The organism is Paenibacillus sp. PK3_47 (assembly GCF_023520895.1).
Lineage (GTDB): Bacteria > Bacillota > Bacilli > Paenibacillales > Paenibacillaceae > Paenibacillus_AQ.
In genome coordinates, this window is record NZ_CP026029.1 from 4,219,845 (window position 1) to 4,240,139 (window position 20,295).

Below are 20,295 nucleotides of genomic sequence, written 5' to 3' on the forward strand. Positions count from 1 at the left end.
GGACAATGCTGCTGAACAAGGAATCCAGCGGGAGCCGCTGGCGCACAAGGCCGGACGGTCAGGGGAAAGTATCCGGCAAGCTGCAGTATCTAACCGACATGAGCGCTGAGGGGATGCTGACCGGACGCGTGCTGCGCAGTCATCAGGCCCATGCCCGCATCCTGTCCATCCGCACGGGAAAAGCGCAGGAGGTCCCCGGGGTGCATGCGGTTATTACGCATGAGGATGTTCCCGGCCTGAACGGCTTCGGCATTGCCCTGCCGCATCAGCCGGTCTTTTGCAGCGACCGTGTCCGCTACACCGGTGATGCCATTGCTGCGGTTGCGGCAGACAGCGATGAGATCGCCGAATATGCCTTATCGCTGATCGAAGTTGATTATGAGCTGCTGCCGCTGCTGGAGGATGCAGAAGAGGCCATGCAGCCCGAAGCCATCCTGCTGCATGAAGAAGGCAATGTGCTGCATCGCACGGAATACCGCAAGGGCGATCCGGAAGCGGCTTTTGCGGGCTGTGCATATGTCGTGGAGGAGACCTACTGGACACCGCGTCAAATGCATACGTATATGGAGACCGAAGGAGGGCTCTTTATCCCGGAATCTAACGGGCGGCTCACCGTATACTCGGCAACCCAGCACGGTCTGATGGACCGCAAGCAGCTGTCGCGTATTCTGGCCATTCCCGAGGCTGATATCCGGGTCATCTCCAGTCCCATTGGCGGCTCCTTCGGCGGCAAGGATGAGCTGAATGTCCAGCCGTACGGAGCACTGCTGGCACTGCGGACCCGGCGTCCGGTACGGCTGCACAATTCACGTGCCGAATCTGTCCGCGCCGGCCTGAAGCGGCATCCGATGAAGATCTCCATGAAGACCGGCTGCAACAGTGAAGGAATTATTACCGCCCACAAGGTTCGGATCATTTCCGATACCGGAGCATATGCGACACTGGGCGCAGAGGTACTGAATTTTGCCACAGAGCATGTAGTGGGGCCCTATCAGATCGGGCATGTGGAGGTCGAGGGGTTTGCTGTGTATACCAACAACGGCGTATCCGGTGAATTCCGCGGGTTTGGCGGCAATCAGGCGATTTTTGCCCTGGAGGGCCAGGTTGACCGGCTGGCAGAGCAGCTGCAGCTGGATCCCTGGGAGCTGCGCCGCCGCAATATGCGGCGTTACGGCGATCCGGGGCCGCTGGGGCAGGAAATTGCCCAGACCCACGGTGCCATGCAGGTGTGGGAAGCGCTGGCTGCCTCGCCGCTGATGAAGGAAGCCGCAGGCCTTAGGGCTGATGCGGGAGAAGAGACTGCTGGGGCAGAGGCTTGCGGTGTTCCTGCCGCAAAGCCGGCTGAACCCTGGATCGTCACCGGCACCGGTGCGGCCATGGCTATGCATGGCGCAGGCCTCGGGTACGGAATACCCGATCCGGCCGGCGGGCGGCTGGTGCTGGCGCTGGACGGCAGGATCGAAGCTGTTTTCGGCTACGAAGAATTCGGGCAGGGCCTGATCGCCACGCTGGAGCAGATGCTGATTGAGCAGTTCGGGTTTGCCGCTTCTGATCTGCGGATAATTATCGGCGATACGGATGTGGTGCCTGACAGCGGATCGAGTACGGCCTCACGTTCCACGAGCATGATGTGGATGGCGCTCCGGCGGCTGCATCCCGGGTTCACGGCGCAGCTGCTGGAGGCTGCAGCTGCAGCTTCAGGCATACCGGCGGAGGGGCTAAAGCTTGGACCCGGGGGCATCTGGCCGGAAGAGGGTGGGATGCTGCTGTCCTATAAGGAGCTGGCACAAGGAATGGCTGAGCCGATGGTCTGCGAGACCGTCTTTAATTATCCGACCACTTCGCTGGAGAGAGTCGGGGCGCACTTCCTGTATACCTACTCTGCGATTGCCGTCAAAGTGGAAATCAATCTGCTGACCGGGCGGGTCCGGGTAACCGACCAGTATCATGCGGTAGCAGCCGGACCTGTCGCCAATCCTCAAGGGTATCTGGGACAGATCGAGGGCGGCAGCAGCATGGCTGTCGGTTTTACGCTATCTGAAGATGCAGTAATGGCAGGCGGCAGTTATGTTACGAAGAATATGGATACCTATCTGGTACCTACGATTGCTGATATGAACGGCAGCATCCAGGTGCAGGCTATCGAAGATTTGCCGGATCATGATACGTTCGGCCCCCGCGGCATCGGGGAGGTCGGATCGGTTAATCTGGCCCCTGCCGTCGCATCCGCCGTATTCCAGGCGGTACGAAAGCGGGTCAACCGGCTGCCGATTGAACCCGAATGGCTGCAGGATACACCTTTTATTCCGCAAAAGGCGGTGAAGACCTATGTCAGATAACTATGAGCCTGGCATGAACGATACATTAACGGAAACAGCAGCAGCGGTTGATACCGGGACTGCGTTCCGGCTGAACTGCACGGTTAACGGCCGTCCGGTATCGGCCGAAGTTGCACCGGCACGCCGCCTGCTGAACATCTTGCGGGAGGACCTGGAGCTGACCGGAACGAAGCGTTCCTGCGAGATCGGCCGCTGCGGCGCCTGCATGGTGCTGATTGACGGCAAGCCGGTCAATTCCTGTCTGACGATGGCGTACCAATGCAGCGATGCGCAGATTACAACAATAGAAGGCCTGAGTGAAGCAGGACTGCATCCGGTGCAGCAGGCTTTTCTGGAAGAAGGCGGGTTTCAGTGCGGTTACTGTACACCGGGAATGGTGATTTCGGTTGTCGGACTGCTGGATGAGAATCCGCGGCCCTCTCAGGAGGATATAGAAGAAGCTCTATCAGGCAATATCTGCCGCTGTACCGGCTACGGCGGGATTCTGCGGGCAGTGAACAAAGCAATAGAAGGCGGGGTGCAGGGATGACAGGGCAGAAAGAGCTTTTAACGCTGGATGAGATTAACCGGATGAATAAGACGGAGTTTGTTGCTGCACTGGGCGGTATCTTTGAACACTCCCCCTGGGTTGCCGAGGGAGCCTACGGGCAGATTCCCTTTCATTCTGTGGAACAGCTTCACGGGGCGATGCTTGAAACCGCCAGAGAGGCTGGAGAGGAGCAGATTGCCGGGCTGCTGAGAGCCCACCCTGATCTGGCGACAAGGCTTAAAGTAACTCCGCTGTCGGCGGCAGAGCAGCAGGGAGCGGGCCTGGACCGGCTGACCCCCGAGGAATTCCGGCAGTTGACGGATTTGAATGCAGCGTACACGGAGAAATTCCGGTTTCCGTTCATTCTGGCTGTACGCGGCAAAAACAAGGATGACATTATCGCGGCGATCACGGAACGGGTTCAGCGTCCGCATCAAGAGGAATGGGAGCAGGCGCTTGCTGAAATCGGCAAAATCACCTTCTTCCGGCTGAACGATCTGGTTACCGGACCGCGGGAGGCTTCTGTATGAGCGGCCGGGTGACCACTCATGTGCTGGATCTGTCGCAGGGCACACCCGCTGCCGGAATTGCGCTCCAGCTGTGGAGGCTCGAGGATTCAGGCGGCAGGCAGCTGCTGCGGGAGGCCTTAACGAACAGCGACGGACGGCTGGATGCCCCGCTGCTGGAAGGTACGGAGCTTGATCCAGGCTGCTATGAGCTGCTATTTATGGCCGGGCAATATTTCCGTAAGGGCAGTTCAGGGTATAGCGGAAACGGAGAAACGGCAGGCGGCCACGACAGCTTTTTTCTCGAAGAAATACCGGTCCGGTTCAACATAGCTGATTCTTCAGTCCACTATCATGTTCCGCTGCTGGTTGCGCCTGGGGGATACAGTACGTACCGGGGAAGCTGATGGACGGCCGGGCCGGATGAGACAGGATAACAGATAAGAATGACGGGATTTGATTTGCTGGGATGAGATGACCGGAGGTGAGGGCTTCATGAAAGAGTCCTATGAGCTTGTGATCAGGAATGGCGATGTAGTGCTGCCCGGTGAAGTGCTTAAGCTGGATATCGGGATAAAGGGCGGGAAGATTGCCGCCCTGGGTGAAGATCTATCTGTCAGCGGGGATACCAGGGTCATTGATGCACAAGGTCAATATGTGCTTCCCGGCATGGTCGATATGCATGTACACTTTAATGAACCTGCACTGGGCCACTGGGAAGGGTTCCGCAGCGGTTCGGCTGCACTTGCGGCAGGCGGCTGCACCTGCTACGCCGATATGCCGCTGAACGGCAATCCGCCTACCGTCAACAAGGCTGCGCTGCAGCTCAAGGCGGAGGCCGCTGCCGGAAATTCTGCGGTTGATTATGTGCTGTGGGGCGGGCTTGTTCCCGGCAATCTGGAGGATCTGGAGGAGCTGGCAGCCGCCGGAGTTACCGGCTTCAAGGCTTTTATCTCCAACCCCGGAGGCGAAGGGGAAGGCCGGTTCCGGGAAGTGGACGATGACACGCTGTATCAGGGCATGAAGAGAATCGCCGCCCTGGGCGGGATTCTGGCCCTGCATGCGGAGAGTGAGGAAATGACATCAGCGCTCGCCGCTGATGCTGTGCGCAGCGGGAAGACCGGGGCGCACGACTTCGCCGCCAGCCGGCCGCCCGAGGCCGAATTGGAAGCTGTAGCCCGGGCGCTGCTGTACAGTGAGCGGACCGGCTGCCGGCTGCATTTTGTCCATATCAGTACTGCGGCGGCAATCGAGATGATTCACGCAGCGAGGCTGCGCGGTCTGGATGTGACTGCAGAGACGTGTCCGCATTATCTGGTGCTGGAGGAGAAGGACATGGAGGCACTCGGGCCGGTGGCCAAATGCGCACCTCCGCTGCGCAGCAGCGAAGAACGGGAGAAGCTGTGGAAGGTCCTGGCTGAAGGCAAAATTGACCTTATTGCGTCCGATCATTCCCCTTGTCCCACGGAGCTGAAGACTGCGACGGGCCTGACGTTTTTTGAAGCCTGGGGCGGAATTTCCGGAGCCCAGAGCAGTCTGGAGCTGATGTTCCATGAAGGTGTACAGGTGCGCGGATTGCCGGTTACACAGATTTCGGCGCTGCTGTCGGAGCGGCCTGCACGCCGTTTCGGGCTGGAGCAGCGCAAGGGCTCCATCAGGCAGGGGCTGGATGCCGATCTGGTGCTGCTTGATCCCCAGGCTTCCTACACGCTTGCGGCAGAAGATTTGTTCTACCGTCATCAGCACAGCCCTTATACAGGTATGAACTTATCCTGTAAGGTCACTGCAACAATCTGCCGCGGCACGGTTGTGTACACCGCCGAAGCCGGTGTGATTGCCGCAGGCGGCGGGGAATGGCTGCGCAGTTCCGAAGGGCAGCCGGTCTTATGAATGCGCGGAGTGCAGAAGCGCCGGCACCCGGGATGATGGAACTACTGGAGGCGCTGTCGGCATTCAGCGCTCCCGGACCGGGAATTACCCGGCTGCTGTATACGCCGGAGTGGTGCTCCGCGCAGCATTTCCTCCGCCAAAGGATGGCGGAAGCGGGGCTGGAAGTCACAACAGACCGGGTGGGCAACGTTTTTGGAAGGCTTAGCGGTTCTGACCCGGAAGGCAAAGTGATTCTGACCGGTTCGCATATCGATACGGTGCGCAGCGGCGGCAAATATGACGGGGCTTACGGAGTGGCGGCTGCCGTGACGGCACTGAAGGTTCTGCGTGAGCGTTACGGCCAGCCCCTGCGGAGCCTTGCGGCTGTATCCTTCTGCGAGGAAGAGGGCAGCCGTTTCCCGCTGACCTTCTGGGGCTCGGGCCATGTTACCGGTCTCTATGACGGCAGTGAGGCGCAGGCTTGTGCCGATACCGATGGAGTAACCATACAAACGGCAATGGCGGCATGCGGGCTGGGCGGCGGGCCTGATGTAAGCACTGCTCTCCGGGAGGACATCGGAGGTTATGTGGAGCTGCATATTGAACAGGGGATTGTCCTGGAGCAGTCCGGACAGCAGATCGGGGTTGTGCAGGCTATAGCGGGTCAGAGACGCATGACCGTGAAGGTCGGCGGCACTGCCAATCATGCCGGGACAACGCCGATGCCGCTGCGCCGGGACGCGCTTGCCGGTGCCGCAGAAATGCTGGTTGAACTGGAGCGCTCGGCTGTCCTTGCAGGAGATCCGCTTGTAGCTACATCGGGCAGGCTGGAGACCTTCCCCGGAACGCCGAATGTCATTCCGGGCGAAGTCCGCTTTACGCTGGATATCCGCCACAGTGAGGCGGAAACGCTGGACAGCTTTTGCGCCGGAGTATGCAGGGCATTTAAAAGTATCGCTGATAAGCGCGGACTGGCACTTGAAATGGCGACTTCGTTATCGACTGCTCCCGCACCGATGGATCTGGAAATGTGCAGGACGCTGGAGCACATCTGCCGGAAGCAAGGCCGGAGTTACCGCACGATGATCAGCGGTGCGGGCCATGATGCCCAGCTGTTCGTGCCCCGCTGCCCGACTGCGATGATATTTGTGCCCAGCCGGGCCGGAATCAGCCATTCCCCGGAGGAGTTCAGCTCTCCGGAAGAGCTGGCGGCCGGGCTGGAAGTGTTAATAGCTATGTTATATGAAATGGCCTATAAAGAGAGCTGAACAAGCCTGAGGGAGAGATCATCATGAAGCGGTACGAAGATTTGGCGCCGTCCTTGCGGTGTATTATGACCCCGGGACCGGTGGAGGTCGATCCGCGAGTGCTGCGGGCGATGTCGTTTCCGGTGCTGGGCCAGTTCGATCCTGAATTCACCGATATTATGAATGAAACAATGGAGATGCTGCGCCAGCTGTTCAATACACGGAACAAGTGGGCTTACCCCGTCAACGGCACCTCCCGCTCCGGAATTGAAGCGGTTATGGTCAGCCTGATTGCTCCGGGGGACCGGGTGCTGATTCCGGTATTTGGCCGTTTCGGCCACCTGCTGCATGAGATTGCCGAACGCTGCGGAGCAGAGGTGTTCACGGTCGAGACTTCCTGGGGCAGTGTTTTCGCTCCGCAGGAAGTAATATCTGCTATCGAAAAATTCAAACCTGATGTAGTGGCTGTCGTACACGGTGAAACCTCGACCGGACGTGTTCAGCCGCTTGCAGAGATCGGGCAGGCCTGCCGCAGGCATGACGCCCTGCTGATTGTCGATGCCGTGGCAACGATCGGCGGTGTGCCGGTCGAGACGGATGCCTGGATGCTGGATGCCGTGGTCGGCGGTACCCAAAAATGCCTGTCCGTCCCCTCCGGTATGGCACCGGTCACGTATAATGATCGCGCCGAAGCGAAGCTGCTGAAACGCAAGCAGATCGAACGCGGATTGCGGGCGGCAGATGTCCGGAGGAGTGAACTGCCTGTTGTGCGCAGCAACTATCTCGATCTTGGCATGCTGCAGGACTACTGGGGTCCGCAGCGGCTCAATCACCATACCGAGATGACCTCCATGCTGTATGCGCTGCGGGAAGGGCTGCGGCTGGTGCTGGAGGAGGGGCTTGAGGCCCGCCATGCCAGACATATTCTCCATGAGCAGGCGCTGGTAGCGGGACTGGCAGCAATGGGGCTGCAGCTGTATGGAGATCCGGATTGCAAATTGACTGTAGTCACTTGTGTGATCATCCCTGAAGGAGTGGACGGGGAATCGGTGCAGAGCATGCTGCTCGGCCGCTTCGGGATTGAAATCGCCAGCTCCTTTGGGCCGCTCAAGGGACAGATCTGGCGCATCGGCACAATGGGATTCAGCTGCCGCGGGAATAATGTGCTACGCCTGCTCGGTGCACTGGAGGCTGTGCTTTTGCGGCATGGTTATGATCTTCCCTGCGGGCTTGGCGTACAGGCGGCACTTGACGTATATGAGGCAAAAGTAAGATAATCGGTGGAATACGTCAGCCGGTACATCTGCTGATAAGTTGTCCGGAGCAGCCGGACGGCATTGCATTACCTGCGAAACGGCTATCGTCCTGTAAGGGCGGTGAGGCCGTTTTTCTTGAATCCAGAAGCAGGATCTCGGAGGGGGAGTGGAAGTCATGACTTTTAAAAGAAAACCATTGGCGGATTGTGTGCCCGAGCTTGTTGCTACCGCACGGGGGGATCGGCCGGCATCGCTTGTGATCACAGGGGGAAAGCTGGTCAACGTTATTTCGGGCGAAATTCTGGAGGGGATGTCAGTCGCCGTGCAGGGCGGGCGTATCGCCTATGTCGGCAAAGATGTCTCCCATACCATTGGCGAGAGCACACAAATTGTTGATGCGGCAGGCAGATACATCGCTCCGGGATTGCTTGACGGGCACTGCCATATTGAGAGCACACAGCTCACTGTGACTGAATTTGCCCGTGCGGTGCTGCCGCTGGGAACAACCGGCGGCTTCTTCGATGCGCATGAAATCGCCAATGTATTCGGGCTGAAGGGCATCCGGCTGATGCTGGATGAGATGCGCGGCACGCCACTAGCTGCTTATATGCAGGTGGCTTCCTGTGTTCCGTCGGCAGGGCCGGAGTTCGAGACAACCGGCGCTTCCATCGGTCCTGAGGAAGTCGCAGAGGCTTATACGTGGGGAGAAGACGTTATTGCTCTTGGAGAAGTGATGAACTTTCCCGGAGTGGTCTACGGCGACGACAAAATGCTTGGAGAAATCCAGGCCACACTGCGTGCAGGCAGACATGTAGATGGTCATTTCACCTGGCCGGCCAGTGACTGGAGGCTTCCCGTCTATGCGGCCGCAGGCGTTACCGGGGACCACGAATGTGTAACCGCCGAGGATGTCATTGAACGCGTCCGTCTGGGCATGTATGCCAAAATGCGCCGCGGCTCCGCCTGGCATGATGTCGCCAAGACCATCACGGCGCATACAGAGCACGGGCTGGATACGCGGCGGATGATGCTGGTGACCGATGACCGCAGCTCGGAATCGCTGCGCGATGAAGGGCATATGGACTTTGTGGTCCGCCATGCGATCTCCCAGGGCGTGAAGCCGGTTACGGCCTTCCAGATGGCGACGATCAACACCGCCGAGCGCTTCGGGGTTGCCCGTGATATCGGTGCCATTATTCCCGGCTCGTGTGCCGATATCATTTTGCTGGACGGAAATCTGGCAGATGTAAATGTGGTGATGACCATTGCCGCAGGTGTGGTGGTAGCCGAGAACGGGATCATGACCGCAGAGCTTCCGGCTTATAAATATCCCGATGAAGTGCTCGCTTCTGTACACTTGCCGCAGATGCCGGTTGCGGAAGACTTTGTAATCCATGCTCCGGTCCAGTCAGGCAGCCTTTCTACCCGGGTGATTAAGGTGATCGAGAACCATGTGGAGACGGCGGAGCTGATTCTGCAGCTTCCTGTGGCTGACGGCAGGCTGCAGGTCGGGAACGGCCTCTGCAAAATTGCCGTATTGGAACGCCATAAGGGAACGGGCAATAAATCGGTAGGTGTGGTTGAAGGGATCGGCTTTCATGAGCCGGCTGCCATAGCGATGACTGTTGCCCATGACAGCCACAATGTGCTGATCATCGGCAACGACGACGAGCTTATGGCCAAAGCGGCCACTGCAGTAGCCGAGGCGCAAGGCGGAGTCGCCGTAATCACCGCTGACAGCAGGGTGCTGTTCCCGCTTGCGATTGCCGGCCTGATGTCTGCTGAGCCTTTTGAAATAGCTGCCGCCCAGTCTGCTGCCATCAGCAAGGCGCTGTATGATGCAGGCTGCACGCTGAATTACGCATTTATGACGCTGTCCCTGCTCGCGCTCGCGGTGATCCCGACGCTGCGGATTTCCGATAAAGGGCTGGTGCGGATTTCTCCGGAAGAGGGGATTCAGCTTGTTCCGCTGTTTTGCTAGATTAAGGTTGTTTGAATAGACAATTATTCCTATAACAGGGTGTATCTCAACGATTTGGTTGAGTGCATCCTGTTTTTGTTGTGTAAAAGAGATATATTTAACCAATTCATCACATTTTGAATCAAAATCTAATAAAATTTTAATGAAAAACGTTAACAAATGACTCATAATAGTCGATAATAATTTTAAATTAGTTCATTCCACTGGCAAGCCGACAATTAGCTGACAAGTAAACGGAAGACCAAATATGAGGAACGGGGTGTAAGTGATGATCAGATTAGACACGAAGGACATCGTGAATATCACCAAAAAACAAATTGCCGCTATTTTTAAAATGGAGCCGGTCGAGCTGAGATTTGTTAACGATTTTCAGGGTGAGCAGTATCTCCTGACAAATGACAAGCTGCATCTCAGCAACAAGCAGTACTGGGCAAAGGTAATGGATTGTGTCTTTGACAATCATGTCAGACCGGTCCTGATGTGCGAGGTGCTCTACTTCCTGCGCAATGAATTTTTGGAGAGCGACATTAAGCTGTGCTTCTCTTATGATTTTGCAGAAGGAGCTAACGGAGCCGCTACGGCAACCGCTGAAGTCAGCTTCAATGATTCCCCGGACCTTGCGCCTGAAGAAATTGAAGAGCTGATTGATTTTGCATTGGCCCTGCAGGACAAGCAATGGTTCGAGGAACTGACCTCCAAATACAAACAATTGACCGCGTAAATTTCAGATACAGTAACAGCAACCGTAGGAATGTAATAAGCCGCTCTGTCCGCAGAATAATCTGTGTGCAGGCGGCTTTTTTGGTTTAGTTAACCCAGCCTGCCGCATGTTTGCACACGGTCTGTGCGAGGAACTCTATCCATTGTTCACCGTCGTTTAAGCAGGGGATAGCGGTGAATTGCTCCGGCTGCCCTCCGCCGGCTGCGAATTGCTCCCGGCCCTCCACGGCCAGCTCATGCAGTGTCTCCAGGCAGTCTGTTACAAGTCCCGGTGAAAAAATTGCCGGCCTGCAGATCCCGCGTCCGCTGAGCTCCTGCAGCACTTCAGCCGTGGAAGGGCCAAGCCATTCCTCACGGCCAAAGCGGGACTGGAAGGAAGTCTGCCAGCTTCCTGATTCCCAGTTCATGGCTTCCGCGAGCAGGCGTGCCGTCTCCTTGCACTGTCCGGGATAGGGGTCGCCGGTCGCAGCATATCTGCTGGGGATTCCGTGAAAGGTCAGTAGGAAGTAATCCGGACTTGAACCGGTAAGCGCCAGCTGATCCAGCAGATGCTGCTTCATGGCGGCGATATACCCCGGTTCGTTATAGTAGGCATCTATAAAACGCAGTGCAGGAACATGCCGTTTGGATACCGGTCCGTTAGCACTGCGCCGTCCAAGCGCGGCAAAGCTTGCAGCATCATAGACAGAAGCGGTTGTAGTCGAAGAGTATTGCGGAAACAGCGGAAGAATGATGATTCTGCTGGCTCCCGAGGCTTCCAGCCTGGCCACCGCCTGTTCCATACCCGGTTCACTGTAGGCCAGGCCAAGCTCTACCTGAAAACGGCTGCCGAGCTGCTGCTGCAGACTTTTACGCTGGGCAAGGGAATGAACCAGCAGCGGAGAACCTTCCTTCAGCCATATTTCGGAGTAGAGCCTGGCCGAACGGCCGGGGCGCACACGCAGAATAATTCCTCTCAGCAGCGGCTGCCACAGCAGTGGCGGGTAATCGATGATCCGGCGGTCTGAGAGGAATTTTTTGAGATAAGGACGTACTGCCTTGGGACTGGGAGCTTCAGGTGTTCCGATTTGTGCAAGAATAACTCCGATAGGGGGCTGACTCATCGTAAGGAAAGCTCCTTTACATAACATGACATCGCTCTAAAATATCATATGATCCGCAGAAAACGCAGTGTGTGACATCACACTTTTGTCTTAACAGGCAGTATACGGGAGGATTTGAAAGGAAAAATAAATGTGTTTTTAGCGTTATTTGGTAATAGTGATTTTTTTAATACGGTGTGTGATTTTGTATACAGAGAAGACAAGCTTCAGTTTGATACCATCAATCCAGAAATTGCCGCCGGGCAGTTTTTATAGAATTATGTGAATTTATTCACCCTTTATGTGAAATGTTTCACCTTATTCATCTACATAATGAACAGACATCCGGGATAGGCCTGCAGATACGGGAAAGGGGGGATGGCCTCTTATGAAGAGCCGCGGTGCTCTTTGTAAGAAGGGAGAAGTAACGGCCAAGGGAAAGACCGTTGTGAAGAGCTACATACTACTGGGGATATGGTAAAGGAGAATACGCATTGAAAAAACTAATTTCTTTGACTGTCAGCGCAGCAATATTGCTTGCACCTTTTGCTTACAGCATTAATGCACCGGCTTTGAATCTGCAGGTGGATGCCGTGTCAGCAGCTTCGGAAGAAACACCGGCAGCTACGGCTAAGCCTGCTGCCAAACCTAAAGCTACGCCAAAAGCGACAGCTAAACCAAAGGCAACAGCTAAACCAAAGGCAACACCAAAGCCCAAAGCGACACCAAAGCCGACAGCCAAACCTGCTGCTACCCCAAAGGCAACAGCGAAGCCGGCAGCAACGCCAAAAGCGACAGTGAAGCCTGCAGCAACAGCGAAGCCTGCAGCAACGGCTAAGCCGGCAACAGCAGCACCAGCTGCAACGGCGAAACCTGCAGCTACAGCTGAGCCCGTTGCAACTGCGGAGCCTGTAACGGTTGAACAGAACGTGTATCAAGACGGAGTATACTCAGCTTACGGTGACGCTTATTCCAAAGGTACCGAAGGCGCTAAAATAACGATCGAGGACGGAAAAATCACGGATATCGAGCTGATGAGAACCAGTCCGAAGCTGATCGACCGCAATGCCCGCGAGAATTACAGCGGCGTGTGGGATGCTTACAGACTGATGAAAGACAGACTCCTGGGCAAAACGAGAGACGGTGCAGCCGCAGTAGATGCCGTATCCGGTGCCACCCGTACCAGCAACGGCTGGAAGCTGTCGGTTGACAGAGCGTTTGAAAGAGCGCTGACTGAGAAGCCGGAAGACGCCACTTACTTTGAAGGCGATCACATGGGGATTGATCCGGAAGGCAAATATGCCGTATTCGCAAGCTATGATGCCAATGAGCTTACAGCTGTAAAGCTGTATCCGCTGACGGCTAACGGCGATATTGTCGATGAGAAGGCTTTTACACCTGAACAGGCGGCAGCTGTAGCAGCCATTACTCCTGCACTGCTGGCTGATGGTTCTAATGCTAAGCCTGTAGCCGGTTACGAAGCAGACACCAAATATGCTGTGAACGCATTCTGGGATGCCGAGCAGAACGCGACTATCGATAATGCTCCTACTTACATCGACGGGTACTATTCTTCCTACGGCACTGCAAGAAGTGTAGGCGTAGAGAAGGCCGATATCCTTATCCGCAACGGCAAGCTGGTAGATGTGAAGCTGTACAGACTGGGCAACAACCTGCTGGACAGAGGTGCTACAGCTTATGCCGACGTAGTCAAAGCCAACGCTCCGATGACAGCGAAGTTCCTGGCTAACGGTTCTTATTTTGCTGACTATGATGATAAAGTAGACGGTATTTCCGGTGCTACCGAAAGCAGCCACGGCTGGAATCAGGCGGTGGAAAGAGCATTCGAGAAAGCGCTGGTAGAACCGGCTGAAGGACAATACTTTGACGGCAAATTCGCCGGTGTAGATAACCAGTCCAAGGTAATGCTGCTGGTTGATGTTGAAGCAGATGAAGTAACAGGGATCAAGCTCAGCCTGTTCGGAACAGACGGCAAGCTGATTGCTGATGACAAACGGACAGCCGACCAAAAGGCGCTGGCTGAACAGCTGACAGCCGGTCTGCTTGATCAGGGTGTGGAGCTGGCTGACATTGCCGGCCAGGAAGCCCTGTCGGCAGCTGCGAGAGCGGCACTGGAAGACGCTTTGACCAATGCTTCCAAAGTACAAGGGGAGTATAAAGACGGAACTTTCACCGCTTTCGGTGATGCTTATGATAAAGGTACGAACAGAGCGGACGTTACGCTGCGTAACGGCAAGATTGTGAATATTGCCCTGTTCCGCGTGGGGATGAATCTTGTAGATCTTGGTAAAGCCGCTTATGCGGAGGTTCAAAAAGCGATTCCGCAGCTGACTGCGGACTTCATGGCTGCCGGCACAAGAGAAGCTGCACAGGAAGTGGATGCGGTGTCCGGTGCAACAAGCAGCAGTGTCGCGTTGAAAGCGGCTGTGGACAGAGCTTACGGCAAAGCCGAGGTTGCAGAGGGCAACAAAGCCGCCTTCTTCGACGGAATTTTCATCGGTGCCAGCGCTGACAAATCTGTCAATGTAATGGTCACAGTCAAGAACCACATTCCGGTAAAAATGATCGTGTATTATCTCGACACAGCCGGCAAAGTAAAAGCAAACACTAAGCTGACTCCGGCCGAGCTTGCTGTGAAAAGTGAGATTGAAACAACTTCATCCGGCTATGGCCTGCACAAGTACGGTTACCGCGCTGCGGCATTCGGAAGCAATGATGAAGAAAAGGCGCTCTCCGCCAAAGTTGTGGAAGCTATCAAATCTGCTTTGGAAGCAGCAGGTCAATAATATCTTTGTAAGTAACAAAGAGGTTGTCCCCAGCCATGCCAATGGTGAGGGATGACCTCTTTTTATGCCCGGGACATAATATTGAATCGCAATCGTATAGTAATTTAGAGGGATTTCGGAGGTGAATGTCTAAAGTTTAATATATACAGCAGGTGAATGCCTGCTAGTAATGGGAGGCTCCAACATGACACTTATTAAACAGCTATCTCCGCAGGATGAGTTTACCGGGTTCTATCTCTTACGCGAACTTGCGGTTAAACAGACTAACGGTACTCCTCCAAAGGATTATTTTGATATTGTACTCGGCGACTCAAGCGGCCAAATTTCGGCCAAGTATTGGGACGTCAGCGTGACGGATAAAGAAACCTTTTTCCCCATGGCATTGGTAAAAGTGCGCGGGATGGCTCACACCTACCGTGAGAAGCTTCAAGTGAAAGTCACCAAAATCAGACTGGCGAATGAGGCGGACGGCGTGTCCTTGACTGATTTCATCCGTTCTGCGCCCATCCGGCCGGTGGATCTTGTCTATACAATCAAAAATGCTATGGCGAGCATTGCAGATCCGGAAATCTCCACGATCGTCTCTTTCTGCGTCGGCAAAGTGGAGGAGAAGCTGTCCCATTATCCGGCGGCCAAAACCCATCATCATGCTTATTTTGCCGGACTTGCCTATCATATGGTGCGGATGCTGGAAATCGGTGAGTTTCTCTGCAGGCAGCGTCCGTTCCTGAATCCCGATCTTATGAAAGCCGGCATTATTCTGCATGATATTGCGAAGCCGGAGGAGATGATTTCACAGTTCGGGATCGTGTCGGATTACAGCATTAAGGGCAAGCTGATCGGCCATATTTCAATGGCATCGAATTGGATTACAGAGGCAGCCATCCGCTCCGGAATTGATCTCGAATCCGAGAAAGTGCTCGCGCTGCAGCATCTTGTATTGTCACATCACAATCTTGGGGAGTGGGGCAGCCCTGTCCAGCCGCAGACGGCGGAAGCTGTGGCTCTGCATCATATAGACACGATGGACGCCAAGCTGCAAATGGTTGAGGATGCGCTGGATACAACGCCGGAGACTGAGGAATGGACGCCGTTCATCCGGGGGCTGGAGAATAAGGCGGTGTACCGGACGAAGCTGTAGGGTAAAATAAATAAGCAGGTCTTCCCGTAACGGATGAAGACCTGCTTTTTGTTGTGGTGGTTAAGCTCGCGTGCGGTGGATTGAATTTGCCTGGATGCGGCGAATCATTCAAATCAACGGTATTTATACCTTTGATTCTGCCAAAATGCGGCAAATGAGCGAAATCAACGGTATTTATACCCTTGAATTCGCCCAAATACAGCGAACCGCCCAAATCAACGGTATTTATACCCTTGAATTCGCCCAAATGCGGCAAACCATCCAAATCAACGGTATTTATACCTTTGATTCTGCCCAAATGCGGCAAACCATCCAAATCAACGGTATTTATACCTTTGATTCTGCTCAAATGTGGCAAACCACCCAAATCAACGGTACTTATACCTTTGATTTCGCTCAAATGCGGCAAACCGTCCAAATCAACGGTATTTATACCTTTGATTTCGCTCAAATGCGGCAAACCATCCAAATCTGGACGTCCGTCAAGAAAGTAGACATGACTTAATAAGAATTAAGCTGTCTCTTGCTTAAATTTCGCTGCAAATTGAACCGGTGAAAGATAGCCCAGCGCACCATGGATTCGTTTGCGGTTATAAAAAAACTCGATGTACTGGTAGATCGCTTCATAGGCTTGTTTCTTTGTTTTGAATCGGGTGCAGTACACAAACTCTTTCTTAAGTAAGCTGTGGAAAGATTCAATGCAGGCATTGTCGTAACAGTTGCCTTTACGGCTCATACTGGCCTTCATCTGGTACTTTTTAAACGCTCACGGTAATCCTTAGAGGCATATTGTGAGCCGCGATCTGAATGGTGGGTAAGGCCTTTCTTTGGGCGTTTTTGCTTGTGAGCGTCGTCCAGGGCGTCTAGCACAAGGTCAGTAGTCATCCGGTCGCCCAGCCGCCAGCCTACGATTTCCCGGGTGCATAGGTCCAGCACACTGGCCAGGTACATCCGTCCTTCAAGGCAAGGGATGTAGGTGATGTCCGCAACCCAAATCTTATTGGGTTTTTCCGTTTTAAATTGCTGATTCAGCAGGTTCGGTGCAATCGGTAAATCGTGATTGGAGTCGGTCGTATTCACACGAAACTTCTTGGCAACACAGGAGCGCAGGCCCAGTTCTCTCATGTATTTTCCAACGGTGCGTTCGCTGACCCTATGCCCTTCACGCTGCAGGAGAATGGTGATTTTCGGGCTTCCATAGCGGCCATGGGTATCGTGAAAATGATAAGTAATCCGCTGACATAACAACACTTTTCGGTTGGCTTGCGGACCTGGCTTGGCCGTTCTCCATTTGTAATAACCGCTCCGTGACACTTGAAGTACGCCGCACATCCTCTCCACACAGAACCGGGAGCGATGATCCTCGATGAACTGGAATCTCAGTTCTTTGGGTTGCTGAAGATGTGCATAGCTTTTTTTAAGATTTCCATCTCTTCTGCCATTCTAGCAATGGTTTGATCTTTCTCCTCCAGTTGCCGTTTGAGCTCATTCGTTTGCTCAGGGCTGGACACGGGCTCATTCTGGAACTGCCGATATTTCCCTAACCATTGATGTATGGTTTTTGCAGGAATATCTAGCTCCTGGGCTAATTCCACCACCGTCTTGGTCTGCTCCTGGATATACTTTACCGTCTGTCGTTTAAATTCTTCGTTGTAGCTTCTTCGTGTTCCACTCATGTGGACACCTCCTCGTTAATTGTATTTTCTCTCATTCTCTTAACGAGTGTCCACTACCTTATACTAACAGCATCAACGGTATTTATACCTTTGATTCTGGATAAATGCGGCAAACCATCCAAATCAACGGTATTTATACCTTTGATTCTGTCCAAATGCGGCAAACCATCCAAATCAACGGTATTTATACCTTTGATTCTGCCCAAATGCGGCCAGATACCGCAACCAATCACCAGCTCTAACTCTGGCTAATTCAGAAATACTGCCCCATACTCCCCCCGGGTGCTGCAGAAGTCCGTTTCTTCGCGGGCTTCTTTGCCGCCTTTTTGGGCTGGGCTTTGAAAGGAGTGTAGCCGCCGGCATACAGCGTTCCGGCTGTGTAACCCTGGCTTCCGGCCAGCAGGAGAGGGTCATGATGCTGCTCCTTTTCCATGAGCTTCAGCAGAATACCGGCAGATGCCCTGGCATCGTCAAGCGCATCGTGATGCTTCAGGGTGATGCCGAAGTGCTGCGAGACTACGTTCAGTTTATGGGAGGGCAGGTCCTGGAGTATCTTTTTGCTCAGCAGGTAACTGCACATATATTGAAAAGCGGGATAGCTGTTCCCGGATGCATCCAGACAGTAACGCAGCACGCTCATATCGAAGGCAGCATTATGTGCAACGACGATCTCGTCCTGCAGCAGCGGCACCAGCGTTGGCCACAATTCGCCGAATGTAGGCTGGCCCTGAACCATCGACGGGGTGATCCCGTGAATGGCGATATTCATGCCGTCAAAACGCTGCCGCGGATCAATCAGCCACACATGCTCGGCGGTGATCACTCCGTCTCTTATTTGTACAAGACCGAGAGAGCAGGCGCTGGAGCGGCTGGAGTTGGCTGTCTCAAAGTCTATTGCCGTAAAATTCATTGTAAAGCCCCTTATCTATCAAGTATCTCTTTCATCTTATAGGAGTCTAGCGGCAATTACAATCGAACCATTTTACAAAGTCTTGTTAATATGTTATTTCTTAATCTGTGAAGAGCCAGAACTAGACTGTGAAAATAAGGAGATGAATCTGTGCAGCTGCTTAAGGGTCAGAAAGTGGATATTACGAAGGGGAATAACATCAGTGACATCACGTTTTCCTTCGGCTGGACAACAACAAATGCCCAAATGGGAATAGATGCTGCTGCTTTTCTATTGTCGGAGCGGGGCATTTGTGAGCGGGACGAGGACTTTATTTTTTACGGCAACCCGGTATCACAGGACGGAGCTGTCACACATGCAGCCGCAGCACAGGGAGATAAGGAGAGTCTCACGGTATTCCTGTCCCGTCTTCCGCAGCAGATTGCCCGGATTGCCCTGACACTGACGATTTATGAAGGGGAGCAGCTGAATCACCGCATGAAGGATGTAAGCGGCCCCTATGTAAGGCTTCAAAACCGGCAGGGCGGCGAAGAGCTGTACCGCTTCGATTATGGTTCTGATTTAACAGAGGAGACAGCAATAGTAGTCGGGGAATTGTACCGTCATAACGGGGAATGGAAATTCAGCGCAGTAGGCAGCGGCTTTAACGGCGGACTGGCGGCACTGTGCGTGCATTACGGGCTGGAAGTGGAAGGGACAGGCTCTGCCGAGGTCGCTGCGGCTGCAGAAGCTGCTGTGCCGGCGGAACCGCAGCAAGCTGCGGCAACAGATCTGCCAGCCGTGCCGCCTGTTGAGGCAGAACCTGCGAAGAATGTTCTATCCTCGATTGATCTGCGCAAAAGAATAGTCCAGTTCACCCTCGAAAAGAAGCAATTGACCGGTGTGAGGGCCAGAGTCGGGATTGTGCTGGATATCAGCGGCTCGATGAGAAACTTGTATGCTGCCGGTGTCGTGCAGGAAGTTGTGGAGCGGATTCTGGCCGTGGCCGCCAAGTTTGACGATAACGGCTCACTGGATGTATGGGTGTATGATAATGAATTCAGCCGGCTCCCTTCGGTTACGGAACGTGATTTTGGGCAGTATGTCAAAACGCAAATTTTAAATAACCGCAGCATTCATAAATTTGGCCGGAATAATGAACCTCCTGTAATGGAGGATGTAATCCGCAAATATACCAAGGAAGATCAGGAAGATACTCCTGTATTTATTATCTTTATTAATGACGGCGGCGTGCTGAAATTAACCCGAAAAGTGATTATGAAAGCCGCTGTTCAGCCGATCTTCTGGCAGTTCGTCGGGATTGGATATTCGGATTTTGAAGTACTTGAAGGGCTGGACAACATGAGCGGGAGGATCGTGGATAATGCGGACTTTGTACATCTGGACCGGATCGAGCAGGTGAGCGACGAGGAGCTGTATGACAAGCTGCTGAATGAGTTCCCGCACTGGCTGAAGGCCGCCAAGGAGAAGGGGATTATCCGTGCATAAAAAAGACTACCGCTCCCTTACCGGTGCGGTAGTCTTTTCAGTATACAAGCTTATTTCTTTGAATCGCTGTCCTTCCGGCTGCGGAGCCGCTCCAGCTCGGCCTCTACCGCGCTGTTGAACACCGGGTCGGCTGCTGCCCCGGAATAATGGGCGGATTGCTCAGCCTGTGCTTCAAGCTCATTGATCTTGTCTTCCATCCGTTCGAACCCGCGGGCTGCCGCGCCGGCGTTGATCACCTGTCCAGGGTAGCCGGTATAAGCAGTTGGATTGTTCTGTGCAGCACGTCTGGTTACTTCTGCCGCTTTGCGGGCACGCTCGGTCAGTTCAGCTCTCTTAGCTTTCAGGCGTGTGTGCTCTTCTTTGGCGTTTTCCAGACTGACTTCCAGTGCAGCCAGGGCATTGCGGGTTTCTTCCAGACGTGCTGTACTTTCCTGTTCGCTCTCGGCATAACGCAATTTGGTGAGCAGTGCAGTTCTTGCAGCCGCCTCATTTCCCTCGGCCATGGCCTTGACTGCATCAGCTTCGCTGCGCTCCGCCAGAACTTTGTATTCCGCAATGCGGCGCTCCAGTACACTTACTGTGGCTTTAAGTTCGCGCTGTTTGCTTTCGGCGCTGCCGATTTTATCATCCAGGTCCCGCAAATATTGTCCGGTCAACAGTACCGGGTCTTCCAGTTTGTTCAAACCTTCGTGGAGTGCTGCCTTAGTAAGGGTCGTAATTCTTTGGAATATGCTGTTCATGTTC

The 20,295-nt window shown here is 54.2% G+C and carries 20 protein-coding genes; 13 read left to right on the plus strand and 7 right to left on the minus strand.

Annotated features, from left to right (window positions below; all coding sequences use genetic code 11):
• The first annotated feature begins 5 nt into the window (after positions 1 to 5).
• The 9 genes from pucD (at position 6) to C2I18_RS18825 (ending at position 10,448) form a co-directional block, all read left to right on the plus strand.
• Complete coding sequence (gene pucD / locus C2I18_RS18785; RefSeq protein WP_249897271.1) at positions 6 to 2,339, plus strand: xanthine dehydrogenase subunit D; 2,334 nt, start codon at positions 6 to 8, stop codon at positions 2,337 to 2,339.
• Positions 2,329 to 2,868, plus strand: coding sequence for a (2Fe-2S)-binding protein (locus C2I18_RS18790; protein WP_249897272.1), 540 nt, complete (start codon positions 2,329 to 2,331; stop codon positions 2,866 to 2,868). Before pucD ends, C2I18_RS18790 begins: the two co-directional genes overlap by 11 nt.
• Positions 2,865 to 3,398 (plus strand): 2-oxo-4-hydroxy-4-carboxy-5-ureidoimidazoline decarboxylase, encoded by a 534-nt coding sequence (uraD, locus tag C2I18_RS18795; protein WP_249897273.1) that lies wholly within the window; start codon positions 2,865 to 2,867, stop codon positions 3,396 to 3,398. The genes C2I18_RS18790 and uraD overlap by 4 nt, the downstream gene beginning before the upstream one ends.
• A complete protein-coding gene (uraH, locus tag C2I18_RS18800; RefSeq protein WP_249897274.1) occupies positions 3,395 to 3,781 on the plus strand; it encodes a hydroxyisourate hydrolase in 387 nt (128 codons plus the stop codon). Before uraD ends, uraH begins: the two co-directional genes overlap by 4 nt.
• Positions 3,782 to 3,869: 88 nt before the next feature.
• Positions 3,870 to 5,264 (plus strand): allantoinase, encoded by a 1,395-nt coding sequence (locus C2I18_RS18805; protein WP_249897275.1) that lies wholly within the window; start codon positions 3,870 to 3,872, stop codon positions 5,262 to 5,264.
• Positions 5,261 to 6,511, plus strand: a complete 1,251-nt coding sequence (locus C2I18_RS18810) for a M20 family metallo-hydrolase (protein WP_249897276.1) — start codon at positions 5,261 to 5,263, stop codon at positions 6,509 to 6,511. Before C2I18_RS18805 ends, C2I18_RS18810 begins: the two co-directional genes overlap by 4 nt.
• 23 nt (positions 6,512 to 6,534) lie before the next feature.
• Complete coding sequence (locus tag C2I18_RS18815; RefSeq protein ID WP_249897277.1) at positions 6,535 to 7,767, plus strand: pyridoxal-phosphate-dependent aminotransferase family protein; 1,233 nt, start codon at positions 6,535 to 6,537, stop codon at positions 7,765 to 7,767.
• Between the two features lie 154 nt (positions 7,768 to 7,921).
• On the plus strand, positions 7,922 to 9,727 hold the full coding sequence (locus C2I18_RS18820; protein WP_481857817.1) for an adenine deaminase: 1,806 nt from the start codon (positions 7,922 to 7,924) through the stop codon (positions 9,725 to 9,727).
• 268 nt (positions 9,728 to 9,995) lie between these two features.
• Positions 9,996 to 10,448: an IDEAL domain-containing protein gene (locus C2I18_RS18825; RefSeq protein WP_249897279.1), complete on the plus strand. Its 453-nt coding sequence runs from the start codon at positions 9,996 to 9,998 to the stop codon at positions 10,446 to 10,448.
• A gap of 85 nt (positions 10,449 to 10,533) precedes the next feature.
• Here C2I18_RS18825 and hemH read toward each other — a convergent pair whose 3' ends face one another.
• Positions 10,534 to 11,550 carry a ferrochelatase gene (gene hemH, locus C2I18_RS18830; protein WP_249897280.1) on the minus strand — a complete coding sequence of 339 codons (1,017 nt, stop codon included), beginning with the start codon at positions 11,548 to 11,550 and terminating at the stop codon, positions 10,534 to 10,536.
• Positions 11,551 to 12,023: 473 nt separating this feature from the next.
• Here hemH and C2I18_RS18835 point away from each other — a divergent pair, with 473 nt between their 5' ends.
• From C2I18_RS18835 to C2I18_RS18845, 3 genes are all read left to right on the plus strand, one after another.
• Positions 12,024 to 14,336 (plus strand): FMN-binding protein, encoded by a 2,313-nt coding sequence (locus C2I18_RS18835; protein ID WP_249897281.1) that lies wholly within the window; start codon positions 12,024 to 12,026, stop codon positions 14,334 to 14,336.
• Positions 14,337 to 14,520: 184 nt separating this feature from the next.
• Positions 14,521 to 15,477 carry a 3'-5' exoribonuclease YhaM family protein gene (locus C2I18_RS18840; protein ID WP_249897282.1) on the plus strand — a complete coding sequence of 319 codons (957 nt, stop codon included), beginning with the start codon at positions 14,521 to 14,523 and terminating at the stop codon, positions 15,475 to 15,477.
• A 70-nt stretch (positions 15,478 to 15,547) separates the two neighbouring features.
• On the plus strand, positions 15,548 to 15,982 hold the full coding sequence (locus tag C2I18_RS18845; protein ID WP_249897283.1) for a hypothetical protein: 435 nt from the start codon (positions 15,548 to 15,550) through the stop codon (positions 15,980 to 15,982).
• A gap of 6 nt (positions 15,983 to 15,988) precedes the next feature.
• Here the strand turns inward: C2I18_RS18845 and C2I18_RS18850 are convergent, their stop codons facing one another.
• From C2I18_RS18850 to C2I18_RS18870, 5 genes are read right to left on the minus strand one after another with little or no spacing between them, the layout of a single operon-like run.
• Positions 15,989 to 16,225 carry an IS3 family transposase gene (locus C2I18_RS18850; protein WP_249897284.1) on the minus strand — a complete coding sequence of 79 codons (237 nt, stop codon included), beginning with the start codon at positions 16,223 to 16,225 and terminating at the stop codon, positions 15,989 to 15,991.
• Entirely contained in the window at positions 16,222 to 16,860 is a 639-nt protein-coding gene (locus C2I18_RS18855) for an IS3 family transposase (RefSeq protein ID WP_342760358.1), read from the minus strand. Before C2I18_RS18855 ends, C2I18_RS18850 begins: the two co-directional genes overlap by 4 nt.
• Entirely contained in the window at positions 16,857 to 17,153 is a 297-nt protein-coding gene (locus C2I18_RS18860) for a transposase (protein ID WP_249897285.1), read from the minus strand. Before C2I18_RS18860 ends, C2I18_RS18855 begins: the two co-directional genes overlap by 4 nt.
• Before the next feature lie 53 nt (positions 17,154 to 17,206).
• Positions 17,207 to 17,359 (minus strand): hypothetical protein, encoded by a 153-nt coding sequence (locus C2I18_RS18865; protein ID WP_249897286.1) that lies wholly within the window; start codon positions 17,357 to 17,359, stop codon positions 17,207 to 17,209.
• A gap of 47 nt (positions 17,360 to 17,406) precedes the next feature.
• Positions 17,407 to 18,063, minus strand: a complete 657-nt coding sequence (locus C2I18_RS18870) for a 3'-5' exonuclease (protein WP_249897287.1) — start codon at positions 18,061 to 18,063, stop codon at positions 17,407 to 17,409.
• A gap of 150 nt (positions 18,064 to 18,213) precedes the next feature.
• Here C2I18_RS18870 and C2I18_RS29745 point away from each other — a divergent pair, with 150 nt between their 5' ends.
• Positions 18,214 to 19,551: a VWA domain-containing protein gene (locus C2I18_RS29745; RefSeq protein WP_342760307.1), complete on the plus strand. Its 1,338-nt coding sequence runs from the start codon at positions 18,214 to 18,216 to the stop codon at positions 19,549 to 19,551.
• Between the two features lie 50 nt (positions 19,552 to 19,601).
• Here the strand turns inward: C2I18_RS29745 and C2I18_RS18885 are convergent, their stop codons facing one another.
• A complete protein-coding gene (locus tag C2I18_RS18885; RefSeq protein ID WP_249897288.1) occupies positions 19,602 to 20,291 on the minus strand; it encodes a PspA/IM30 family protein in 690 nt (229 codons plus the stop codon).
• Between the last annotated feature and the right edge of the window lie 4 nt (positions 20,292 to 20,295).

What these genes read in the sequence shown, in the direction of transcription:
- C2I18_RS18790 (WP_249897272.1), top strand. Translation starts at nt 2,329, where the DNA reads ATGTCAGATAACTATGAGCCTGGCATGAACGATACATTAACGGAAACA.
- C2I18_RS18840 (WP_249897282.1), top strand. Translation starts at nt 14,521, where the DNA reads ATGACACTTATTAAACAGCTATCTCCGCAGGATGAGTTTACCGGGTTC.
- C2I18_RS18885 (WP_249897288.1), bottom strand. Translation starts at nt 20,291, where the DNA reads ATGAACAGCATATTCCAAAGAATTACGACCCTTACTAAGGCAGCACTC.
- C2I18_RS18870 (WP_249897287.1), bottom strand. Translation starts at nt 18,063, where the DNA reads ATGAATTTTACGGCAATAGACTTTGAGACAGCCAACTCCAGCCGCTCC.
- hemH (WP_249897280.1), bottom strand. Translation starts at nt 11,550, where the DNA reads ATGAGTCAGCCCCCTATCGGAGTTATTCTTGCACAAATCGGAACACCT.
- C2I18_RS18850 (WP_249897284.1), bottom strand. Translation starts at nt 16,225, where the DNA reads ATGAAGGCCAGTATGAGCCGTAAAGGCAACTGTTACGACAATGCCTGC.
- C2I18_RS18815 (WP_249897277.1), top strand. Translation starts at nt 6,535, where the DNA reads ATGAAGCGGTACGAAGATTTGGCGCCGTCCTTGCGGTGTATTATGACC.
- uraD (WP_249897273.1), top strand. Translation starts at nt 2,865, where the DNA reads ATGACAGGGCAGAAAGAGCTTTTAACGCTGGATGAGATTAACCGGATG.
- C2I18_RS18810 (WP_249897276.1), top strand. Translation starts at nt 5,261, where the DNA reads ATGAATGCGCGGAGTGCAGAAGCGCCGGCACCCGGGATGATGGAACTA.
- C2I18_RS18805 (WP_249897275.1), top strand. Translation starts at nt 3,870, where the DNA reads ATGAAAGAGTCCTATGAGCTTGTGATCAGGAATGGCGATGTAGTGCTG.
- pucD (WP_249897271.1), top strand. Translation starts at nt 6, where the DNA reads ATGCTGCTGAACAAGGAATCCAGCGGGAGCCGCTGGCGCACAAGGCCG.
- uraH (WP_249897274.1), top strand. Translation starts at nt 3,395, where the DNA reads ATGAGCGGCCGGGTGACCACTCATGTGCTGGATCTGTCGCAGGGCACA.
- C2I18_RS18860 (WP_249897285.1), bottom strand. Translation starts at nt 17,153, where the DNA reads ATGAGTGGAACACGAAGAAGCTACAACGAAGAATTTAAACGACAGACG.
- C2I18_RS18820 (WP_481857817.1), top strand. Translation starts at nt 7,922, where the DNA reads ATGACTTTTAAAAGAAAACCATTGGCGGATTGTGTGCCCGAGCTTGTT.
- C2I18_RS18825 (WP_249897279.1), top strand. Translation starts at nt 9,996, where the DNA reads ATGATCAGATTAGACACGAAGGACATCGTGAATATCACCAAAAAACAA.